Source organism: Marinobacter salexigens (genome assembly GCF_018860765.1).
Taxonomy (GTDB): domain Bacteria; phylum Pseudomonadota; class Gammaproteobacteria; order Pseudomonadales; family Oleiphilaceae; genus Marinobacter; species Marinobacter salexigens_A.
Genome location: NZ_JAHKPV010000017.1, coordinates 156,039 through 166,720 on the forward strand (window position 1 = coordinate 156,039; position 10,682 = coordinate 166,720).

Consider the following 10,682-nt stretch of genomic DNA (forward strand, 5'->3'; position numbering starts at 1 on the left):
ACGCCCGTTGTCGATCCTGAACCGGGCTGCCCGACTTATCACTGAAGACAACGAGAACAAAGGAGGACGTCCAATGAAATATGTGGCTCTGGTTTACTATCAGGAGAGCATCATCAACGCCATGAGCGAGCAGGAGTGGCATGACCTCAATCAGGAGTGCGTCGCCGGTGTCGAGAAGCTAACCGAGCGGGGCAATTTTCTGACAGGCCTACCGCTTGAGTCCGTCGAAACGGCAACAACTGTGCGAGTCCGGGACGATGACGTACTGGTTACCGACGGACCTTTTGCCGAAACCAAAGAACAATTGGCCGGGTTCTACCTGCTAGAAGCCCGAGATCTTAATGAAGCTTTACAGCTGGCCAGCCGTATTCCACCCGCGCGCTTTGGCAGTATCGAAGTTCGCCCGGCCCGTGAATTACCTCCCAAAAGTTAACAGGAGCGCTGTTATGAGTTATGTCGATGGATTTGTTGCCGCAGTACCAACCGCAAATAAGGAGCAATACATCAAGCATGCGACTGCTGCGGCCACAGTGTTTAAAGAGCACGGCGTGCTTAACATGGTGGAATGCTGGGGTGACGACGTGCCGGAGGGGAGCCTGACGTCTTTTCCCATGGCCGTTCAATGCAAACCGGATGAAACCGTCGTGTTCTCTTGGCTGATCTGGCCGTCCCGCGAGGTTCGGAACAATGCGATGCCCAAAATCATGGAGGACCCACGACTGCAGTTCGACGTAAACCCTATGCCGTTTGACGGCAAGAGATTGATATACGGTGGTTTTTCCGTGATCGTCGACGTTTAATTCATACAGAAGGGAGTATCGAGGGGCGGGTCGTCATGCTCATGGTCGGCTCGAAATGAAACAATGAGAATGAGGGTCAGTTTTCTCGACGGTGCTTAACGAGGCCATCAATGAATAAACGCACTTTTTGTGCCAGACGATTACGACTCGCATAGACCATCTGGATGGGCAGTCGTTTACCTCCGTAATTCGGCAAAAGTCTGACTAGACGTCCTGATTCAACATCATCGTCGACCAGAAAAGAAGGAAGATAAGCCACCCCCATGCCGTGAAGAGCACTCTCTCGAATTGCCTCGCCGCTATCGAAGCGCAATTTTCTACCTCCATCTATACAGACCTCTGATCCGGACGAGGTGACCAGATTCCAACCTGTGGAATGAACGCCCAGCCCGTAAACGAGCCTTTGGTGATTGGTCAGATCCGACGGTTCTGCCGGCTCCCCAAAACGTTTCAGGTACGATGCCGACGCATATAAGTAAGGTTGGGCGTGTTCAACGGTACGTGCGATCAGTTGGGAGTCTGCCGGGATGTCCCCGATGCGAATGCTCAAGTCAAACCCTTCCTCGACCAGATCGACGACTCTGTCACTGAGGTTTACCTCCACGTCGAGCTCTGACCAAGTCTCCAGAAAGCTCTTGAGAAATGGCAGAACCACTATCCGACCGTAAGCCTCGGTGACTGATATGCGCAGAGTGCCTTTAGGCTGAGGCAGATCCTGACGAATGTCGGCTTCAGCTTCTTCCAGGTCTTGTAAAATTTGAACACACCGTTGAAAAAAGCGCTCGCCATCCACGGTCATTGACACCATTCTTGTGGTTCTGTGGAGCAGGCGGGTACCAAGGTGAGCCTCAAGCCTTGCCATCGCTTTGCCCGCTGCGGAGCGCGTCAAACCCAGAGCTTTCCCCCCAGAAACAAAACTCCCTGTCTCGACGATTGCGACGAAAATCCGAAGCGTGCCCAAGTCAAGGTTTGAGTTGGGACTACAGGGTGTAGCGATTGACAGTCGTCTCATTGGCGAATCCGCTTCGACAGAATTGTCTGTACATTGTCTGTTGTCGAATACGAGTACTCAAGAGTGAGTCGTGGAGTTTCCCGAAGAGCTTCGGAAAATTATCAATACTGAAGAAAGAGGAAAGATCATGTCAGACGCAATCGTTCGCCTTAATCCCTCAACATTGCCAATTGCCGGAGAGATGGGCTACTCCCAAATTTCCATAGTCGAGCCCGGCCGCATGGCTTTCATCTCCGGTCAAGTAGCTTGGCAACCGAGTGGCGAGCCTGTTCCCGATGATCTGGTGGAACAAATGAAATTAGTTTCGATAAATGCTCGCTCGGCCTTAAATGCCGTCCATGCTAAACCTGAGCATGTGGTCTTGGCGCGCGTTTATGTTACTCATCTTACAAGCGAAAGGTTAGAGGAGCTTATGCCTGCATTTCTAGAAACATTTGATGGCGCACAGCCGTGTGTGACGGGTATTGGAGTTCAGGCCCTGGCAGCGCCCGAGCTTCAAGTCGAAATGGAATTGATCGTACGAATTCCCGATTAGAAGTTTCGATGTTTTGGCCAACAAGACTGGCTCGTCCAAATCAAGCCGGGGTTGAGGCGTGAGATTATCTTGTACTGCGCATAATGTATATTATGTTAAATTCCCAAATCCCTATATGAAGAACCATGTGAAATGGTAATTACAGTTTGAGGTGAAATGATTCAATTTAGAGGAAATCGCCCTATCTTTCTGTTTTGACGCAGAAAGAACTCAGTTTCACGTTTTTATCCAATGAGCGATGTCCGGTGAATTCCTGTTTGCTGGCAGCGTAGCGTGTCGCCAAACCTGGTGTTTGACGACACCTTCTATAGAACGGCTCAGTCCACCCCTAATGCCTTAAAGACAGCATCTACAGGATCCGCATAGAAACTCGTTTGGAACTTCGTAAACAGCTCACCGGGCACAGTCGAGATATCCGCCGCACTGGTAATCGGCAGCGCCACGCGTTTTCCTCCCCCATCAAATGCCACTTGCAGGCACTCCGCAAGGCTTTGGACTGCGTTTACGCTCCCTCCTAGACTCATATCCCCAAGCACCACTGATTGTGACTGAGTGGCGCGTCCCATAATGCCAGATGCGAATGCGACAAGGCCGGGAATGGAGAGTGACTGAATGGGTCCACCGTTTTGCAAATCCACAACGTGCAGATGGAAGTCATGGTCCATCACTTTGGTTGCGCCGGAAATACGCGAGATATTGGCCTTAAAATAGTCAAAGGCCATCTTCACCTGCTCTTTAGCCACAGGGTTAGTGACTTGGCCAGATGTGGCCAGTTTGCCGGAACCTTTGGTGACCTGAAGCTCGATTCTATAAAGGGTTGGGACGCCCTTGGCACTGATGCCGATAGTATGAACTACGCCCGGCTTTGAAGGCCCCTCAGGGATCAGCTTGCCACCGCCCTGCTCTTTCACTGTGACAAAGTGCTCTTCCAGATCCTCGTTGTCGATATAGCTGAAATGCACATCGTAGAACTCCATGCCACCGATCTTCTTCAGCTGCTCCTTTACCCTGCGACGCACTTCCAGGGCGTATTCCAGGCACTGGCGTACCGCCTCCTTGTCAAACTCGCCGTGGGGGTACAGCAACTTCAGCAGGCCGGAAACCGTCTTTCGCACAGCGATGGTATCTCGCTGATTCAGGTCCCCGCCCAATTTGAAATACTTATCCAGAGCGTCTGCAAAGCTGCGCTTGCGCATCTCCCGGTAGAACTCAGCCAGATAGTCCACAATCAGCCCGTATCGATTGGTGAAGAACTCAGGCCGCATCTTGGGAATTTCCCAGCCAGGGATATAGGCATGGAAACGGTCAAAGAAAGCGGAATCGATCATCTGTTCCGGGAACGGAGCTAGCAAGTGGCTGGTTTTGACGAGCGACTCAACCGACTGGTTGATGTTGCCGACAAACACCATGGAGGCATTGGCTTCCATCTGCTCACGACCACGGGCGAAGGAGCCGGAGGCCATGTAGTCCTTCATGATCTGGACGCCATCCTTCTCCTTGAAGTTGATGCCAGCAACCTCGTCAAACGCCACTAAGTCCCACATGCCCACGAGACCGATTTTGCGGCTGCTCATGTTGTAGAAAAGGTTCGCCACCGTCGTCTGACCACCCGACACCAATATGCTGTTGGGCGAGCACTCTTTGTAGATATGGCTTTTACCGGTACCCCTCGGGCCCAGCTCACACACGTTGTAGTTGTTCTCAACAAAGGGAATCATCCGCGCCAACAAATGCCATTGCACGGTTTCGTTCAGCTCGGCGGGCTCCATGCCGATGGAACGAATCAGCGTCTCCCGCCACTGGTCTACCGTCAACGCGGCCCGCCCAGCGAACAGTTCGGCCATATTCATATTGGGCATCTGAATCGGCTTGAGAGTGCTCACGCCAAACGGCGACCCTTTCTGGCCTTCTTCGTGGTAATAGCTGAGAGTTGCGATAACCCAAATGCCGCCCACCAACAGCTTCTCGTTCTCTTTAACGATCCCGGCACCAATTTCGGCATCCTTAATGCCCAGATTCGAGAACGCGGCCTCGTAGCAGTCCTTCTTCTCGTTAAGGCGCACAGTTACCCGATCAATCACCTTGAAGCTTCCGCGCTCCCGAACCAGAGACTTTACTTTCTCGGCTTCATCCGGACGCACGTAGTTCTCAGACAGCACCGTCTTGACGTTACGCAGGCCAGTCTCGATCACCTCAGCGTCATCCGATGCGCAATACATGCCCAAAAGGTACTCGAGCACGTATACAGGCACGTTCGCGCCTTCTTTGATCTGCTTGGTCAGATCCTTTCGAACCACCCGGCCCGCAAAATGCTCGTTCAGTAACTGGTCGAGATCCTTATCTTCCTGCATGTCCCCTGCCTTAGAAAAAGTCATCGGTAAACGCTAGGTCAATAACCACCCGATAGCGCTCAATTTCGGTATTCAAGTCTTTGTCTTTGAGTATCAGGAAATAATCCCGTTTGCGATCAAAATCCTTGCCAGACAGGGACAATCGTACCTGCTTAACCCGCTCCGTCATGGAGTCCGAAGCGCTATCAAAGCTCACAACCTCTTCGCTGGATACCTTCTCAGGCCCTTCGTAAATAGCGACCGCCAGAGTGACTGGGAGCACCTGATCGCTCACCGCCTCGGTCTGCATCAGATCAAACCGCTGAATGCTATTAACCATCTTCAGAGTCGGCTTGGGCGAGATGACCTCAACCTTACGCTTGGAGCGACTTTCTGCCTTCTCGCCACGAAGCTGTTTCACCGTCAGCACCGGCACAACGATTTCCTGTGGCATGGCACCGCCGTGTACAAAACGTGCGCCACCCACGAAGTGGAACCGGTTGGCCCCTTTGGGAATCCAGAATCGGGTATCCGAAGCGCTACCGGCGGTATCCCGCGTGGAACCGCACCAGGCATCTTTGGCATCCGGTAAATCGTGGCCAATGACGTAACGCTTTTTACTCTTGAGCGCATTGCTTGGCTTGTCTGCGAGCGAGGTTCTGTCTGCGGCTTCCAGCTTGCTGTGCTGGAACAGAAAACCATGGTCTGCGGTCACCAACACCGTACTGGTGTTGAAATGCATCATGATCTTTCGGGTCAGCTCCGTCAGCTCTTCAATGGCATGCTCTACAGCGTTAAAAGTTTCGGATTCCGTTGAAGCGCTATCACCCCTGGCATCCACCACGTTGTGGTATACATACACCAGGTGCTGATCTCTCAGAGCTTCACGCCCCTCCCCCCGGCTCCAGGCTTTTACGGTTTCAGCTTGCACAGCCATGCCGTTATAGTTCGCCAACACCCGGTTTCGGTTATCGCTGCCCTTGGTGGACTTTCCGTCTACGAACACGTCATCACTCACCCCTTCCCGGTATTCCAGGGATTGATGGGGCATTAGAGAAGCCATACCCAGAGTGGTGTAGCTGGGCAAAACGCCCAACTGGCTGGCGAGCTTCGCCTCGCTGTAGCGCTTTACATTGATACGGTCTTGCAATTCCACCGCCGCCTCATAGCGGAAGGCATCGCTGATAATCACCACCAGCCGTTTGTTGCGGGCCGAGTCCAGCCTCGGCTTCACCTGGGTGTCGTAGAAATGGTGTTGATTGGGGACACCGCGAATGGCCCAATGTTCCAGTAGCTTCTCGCCTTCCACCAAGTCACCCCAGTTGCGGGCTAGCTGGTCCAAATACCAGTAGGCGTAACACTGCTCTACAGCATCATCCAGCGCCTTCAGAATCTCCACGTGAGCCTGACGGGAGGCTGCGCAGTAATGGCGGTACTCTGTGTCAAATCGGTACAGATCAGTTTCGTAGGCCTTATACAGCGCCTCAGCACTCGCGAAATGAAAACCTTCCGGATGAGCCTGGCGCAGTGCAAAGAGGTCGATCGCCGCAGAAAGCGCCGAATAGATGGTCCGGAACTTCCGACGAGCGTCATCATCCTTGTGCCGAGACGCCCAATAACCATCCAGCCGATCCGAAATTACACGCGAGAATAGATTAAGATCCGCAGTCCGGGCTTCCGGAATAGCGTTGACCAGATCCACGATAATCCGGTTTTCAGCCTCCCGGAACGTAGCCACATTGGCCAGGGATTCGATTGAGTAGTTCTCAATGCGGGACTTGATGTTGAGGGCTGAAGAAACCCAGTCGGCGATCACATCATAAGCCGGGTAATAGCGGGAGCTGTCTCGCCATCGGGACAAAAGCGCCCGCGAGGTGGCCCTGGCATTGGCCGAAGAAATGGCCACCGAACGGGCCCAGTCTGGAACTTCTGAAATACTTTCGCAGAATCCTGTTGCCAACAGCCTAATCAGAAAATGGCCGAAGCTAAAATGTGCCTCACCGCGCAGCTCTTCTTCGGAGGCTGGATAACCCACCTCCTCTTGGAACGCCCGAATCAGTGACGGAACGAGGCCATATTTTTCCAGTTCCGTGATGGACTCAGGCACCTGTTCCAAGCCATCGTCAGTCCTCACCAACTCATCGCCCAGCGTGAACAGAATATTAGCGATATCCGGCGCTTCGGCCCGAGTAACGACAGCAATCATAGCCAGATCCAGCGCCACCTCATCGAAGTCTGGCTGGATAAAACGCTTAAGGCCCGCCAAACGGGCCTTACTTAGAAACCGCTCCCGCCGGGCAAGATGTGCCCGAAGGCTCTGCTGCTGAAGGCCCAATTCACTGAAGATGATGGAGATACGGTCCGCATGGAAGGCGCGGGAATACAGCTTCATGTCCAGCAGCCAGTCATTTTCGGGCTCTGGCTCGGCGTGGGGGAAATAAAGCAGATACTTGCCGTTCTGGTCTTCCAGCTCAAGTTTCAACTTCACAGCCAGAGAGGACTTAGCGGACATGTCCATTACCTGGACGTCAGGCAAGTCGAGATTGGCTAGCTCATCGCCAAAGCTTTGCTCAGGATCGTACCAGAAAACCAGACGGTTATTCTCTGAGAAGAAAGCCTGTTGGAGCCCCTGAGTGAGCTGTTTTGAATCCATTTACTTTGTCCCGGTTTCATTATTCATCGCGCCCTCTCGTGTAGCTGGAAACAATATCTGAAGGGAGCAGCGAATCACGCTATTTGAGGCTTGGTCAGTGAGAGAAAAAATTTCTCACACATAAGCCATTAATTCATCAGACAGGCCGCTTCGGAATAGCTAACATTTTCCTACTTCAATGGAGCAATGAACGAATCCCAAAAATACTCGGCCATGCCCTCATTAGACAGTAATGCATCTCGACCTGGTCCATACATACTACCCATCATCGAACGAAAGCCTAGCACCGCACCATCATCCTCGAGCGTCATTGAGTCGTTGCAACTGTTAGATGAAATCCCGGATTGGCTATAACAAATATCCCCAAACGACATATCTCGGCCGGATCGCCAAATTCCACAGTGGCAGACTCTTTGCCCGTTCAGATAGAGGGAGGCCTCAAAACTATCAGCGTCTTTATGATGAAGGTTCTGTTCTAGCTCCGGGTTTCGAGCACATATCTCATTCAAGGAATTCTCGAAAAAAAGTGACACGAACTGAAAACCTTCGCTGCGGGCGATATCTTTGTCCCGATCACTGAATTCCTTTCGGATCGCGAGATTGCTGCTGCGGGGGCCTGAAACGACTGAACCTTGACTTGATGCTGTATTCACCGAAGATACTGGTTTAACAGGCGGTGAGGTTTGCGCGGTAGCGCCGAGATCTCCCAAAATTTTCTTAATAGCCTTAGCGACTTGATAGAAACCGTCCTCCACGTGGGTAAACTTTGTGATGGGGTATCCATCTTCAGGTACCGCCATTAGGCTTCCGAATGGTAGATCATGCCAGTCACACGTTCTCAAAATGACGGGAACAACTCGAGCCTCTCCTTTTGCGTGTCGTTCCAAGGCATGACTTAATTCGATGTCATAGCAATAGTCCGAATTGATGAAGTCTGGACTAACCAGCAAGAGAATTACATCAGCATCCTCGAAGTTCTGAGTTATCTCGCCAGTCAATTCGCTACCGGGCAGAATTCGGCGATCATGCCAAGTGGAAATTAGACCGAGCCTCTGCAAAGGCTTCAAATGCTTTTCCAGCTCATTTCTCAATGCTTCATCCACATGAGAATACGAGAACACCAACTTAGCCATAGTACTTCCTTGAAAGTTCTGGATCTAAACGAAAGCTCTCAAACGCTGGAGAAATGCGACTAGCTTTCCGCTGTTAACATCGCTTCCACCCAACTCAAAGTGCTTCCATAGCTCGAGTATTTTGCGCTCGTTGGCATTGGGCTGTCTCGAACTCGCCACACCAACCGGACATGAGCCCGTAGAAACACCAACATGCATTTCCGAGGTTCTTACCTTTACCTGCACGCATACGGATTCTCCGCTATTCTGACGCCGCCTGATTTGTTCGTGCAGCCAACTATCAGAGAGCCCGGCAAGATCCTGCTCAATTCCCGCTACCGTTACAGTGATCATTCTCATGCCTCCTGCATGCTATTTCTGCGCTTCAGTAACGTCCCATCTTCGACGATATGTGGGACGAAGCGTTCACTGAAGAGCTTATCCCCTAATCGTTCACCACTTGCTGAATCCTGCTCATCAACAACGACCTCCGTTGCTCATAAAAGTCGTCAAAACGCACAATATCCTCAGGTAGCTCATCAATCCCCTGTGATTGGAGATGACGCAAACGGGCCTCAGGGTCTGGCCAAAAAGCCGCGTACCATTCCGAAGGCATCTTCTGCCGCTTCTCGTTGTTGATCGTTCCTTCGAGTAATTGCAGGTTAGGCAATCGGTTCGACCATGCCTTGAAGATCTCTATCCGATCCTCTGGCACGCCGGCTTTCCTCAGCTTGCTAGCGGTGAACAGCCCTTTCGGATAGATGTGATCGACATGAAAGTGTCGGGAGAAATCGAATCCAGGGAACAACAAGGACAGAAGGGCAAACGTTCTTTTGCCACCGTATTCCAGCTCGGCTAACTCTTCGGTTTCCTCGTCAACAAAGTGGAGTGATTTACCCCGAGACGCCATCACCGAACTCAAGGTTTCAGCCGGAAAACCTTTTTCGCTCTCTTCCTTGAGCACTCGGCGCAGGCTTGTCAGCAAGGTATCAAGGCCACTCCCCCAAATGCCGGAAGCTTTGAGCAATGACTTAATCAACCACTGGCGCAGAGCTTCCCGATCTTTTGCATACTCTGACCGAGACAAATAGCCATCATCAAGCTTTCGGGTATAGAGGTAGTAAGCAATTGGCAAGATCGCGCTGTCAGCGCGGAGGTTTTGAGAGTTGAAGCCAAACGTGGCAAGCAGTTCCGTCGCTAACAGAAGAGCCGTTCGGATATCCGACCAGTTCTCCTCCAGGATCGCCATATTCGCCTTATTGAAGTTTTCGACCTTAAAGCCAACGCTCCCAATGTCTGACAACATCAGCCCCGCCTTCAAGACCAGGTCCTTGCTGTAGGAAAAGCCATCTCCCGTCTCGTTCATTTCATCAACGAGCGCATGGATTTCCTCTCGCGCATCCAGGTTATCCCACTGCGCAACGGCTATAGAGAGGAGAAGATCCGAATAGGAAAGGATGGTCCCGCCACTGTTCATGCGGATAAAAATATTCAGGACACGCTCAAGATCCTGCTCTTTTTCCTCGTAGTAAGCGATCTTATCTTTGTCGAAAATTGTGGTTATCAGATGTCTCAAATTGTTGCGGGCAGCTTTTAGGGTCGCTTTGCTATCCTCGCTTCCATCATTAAGTTCATCTAGTTCATCGACTAACTCGTCCCGATCCTCTTCCAGAATACGTCCAATACGGAACCAGTACGCACCATCGCCCCTCGCACCGGCTTGCTTATCTGTCAGAAATTCAAACTGATAGTTGCTTCCTGTCTCTTCCTCTGGCTGCCCAAGGAGGTTGATGTAGAGTCGCTTGAGAGGGAAGGCATCAGAACTCGACCACCACTTGCCATGAATCTTCTGGCTATAGGATCCATGCAAGCCAATATTTAGGGCCGTAATTCGCTGCTGACCATCAAGCACAGCAACCAACTCGCGCTCGGGGAGATCTTTCAGCGGCGGGCAGTGAGGATTATCTCGCTGATGATAGTCCGTAACAAAGTCATAAAACTGATACTTACCACGATTCTCGGGTTGTATTCGCCAGAACAGGAACGTGCCAAATGGATAGCCCTGGAGAAGGCTATCGAACAGGTTGCAGATCTGGTCGGGCTTCCATACAAACTCTCTCTGAATCGCTGGGAGAATCAGGTCGTGCTTCTTAACCTGATCCATCAATGAAGCGATGGTACCGCCCGCTTGATACATAATTACCCCTGTTTTTATCTTTTTTCTTCATTCGACTCTTACC

The 10,682-nt window shown here is 51.7% G+C and carries 9 protein-coding genes; 3 read left to right on the forward strand and 6 right to left on the reverse strand.

The features are described 5' to 3' along the window. The first annotated feature begins 73 nt into the window (after positions 1–73). Together KO508_RS09700 and KO508_RS09705 are read left to right on the forward strand one after the other, a co-directional pair. Positions 74–433 carry a YciI family protein gene (locus tag KO508_RS09700; protein ID WP_216008120.1) on the forward strand — a complete coding sequence of 120 codons (360 nt, stop codon included), beginning with the start codon at positions 74–76 and terminating at the stop codon, positions 431–433. 13 nt (positions 434–446) lie between these two features. Then, positions 447–800: a DUF1428 domain-containing protein gene (locus KO508_RS09705; protein ID WP_216008121.1), complete on the forward strand. Its 354-nt coding sequence runs from the start codon at positions 447–449 to the stop codon at positions 798–800. A 76-nt stretch (positions 801–876) separates the two neighbouring features. Here the strand turns inward: KO508_RS09705 and KO508_RS09710 are convergent, their stop codons facing one another. Continuing rightward, on the reverse strand, positions 877–1,812 hold the full coding sequence (locus KO508_RS09710) for a LysR family transcriptional regulator (protein WP_216008122.1): 936 nt from the start codon (positions 1,810–1,812) through the stop codon (positions 877–879). A gap of 70 nt (positions 1,813–1,882) precedes the next feature. On the opposite strand from KO508_RS09710, the gene KO508_RS09715 reads away from it, so the two are divergent. Further along, a complete protein-coding gene (locus KO508_RS09715) occupies positions 1,883–2,347 on the forward strand; it encodes a RidA family protein (protein WP_216008123.1) in 465 nt (154 codons plus the stop codon). 317 nt (positions 2,348–2,664) lie between these two features. Here KO508_RS09715 and brxL read toward each other — a convergent pair whose 3' ends face one another. The 5 genes from brxL to KO508_RS09740 all read right to left on the reverse strand — a co-directional run bounded on the left by brxL (position 2,665) and on the right by KO508_RS09740 (position 10,639). Further along, entirely contained in the window at positions 2,665–4,698 is a 2,034-nt protein-coding gene (gene brxL, locus KO508_RS09720) for a protease Lon-related BREX system protein BrxL (protein ID WP_252738037.1), read from the reverse strand. Positions 4,699–4,708: 10 nt separating this feature from the next. Then, a complete protein-coding gene (gene pglZ / locus KO508_RS09725; protein ID WP_216008125.1) occupies positions 4,709–7,330 on the reverse strand; it encodes a BREX-1 system phosphatase PglZ type A in 2,622 nt (873 codons plus the stop codon). 170 nt (positions 7,331–7,500) lie between these two features. After that, positions 7,501–8,463, reverse strand: coding sequence for a toll/interleukin-1 receptor domain-containing protein (locus KO508_RS09730; protein WP_216008126.1), 963 nt, complete (start codon positions 8,461–8,463; stop codon positions 7,501–7,503). 24 nt (positions 8,464–8,487) lie between these two features. Next, the gene (locus KO508_RS09735; protein ID WP_216008127.1) at positions 8,488–8,796 is read right to left on the reverse strand and encodes a hypothetical protein; all 309 of its coding nucleotides are present in this window, start codon (positions 8,794–8,796) and stop codon (positions 8,488–8,490) included. Positions 8,797–8,887: 91 nt separating this feature from the next. Continuing rightward, positions 8,888–10,639 carry a DUF262 domain-containing protein gene (locus KO508_RS09740; protein ID WP_216008128.1) on the reverse strand — a complete coding sequence of 584 codons (1,752 nt, stop codon included), beginning with the start codon at positions 10,637–10,639 and terminating at the stop codon, positions 8,888–8,890. Positions 10,640–10,682 lie beyond the last annotated feature (43 nt).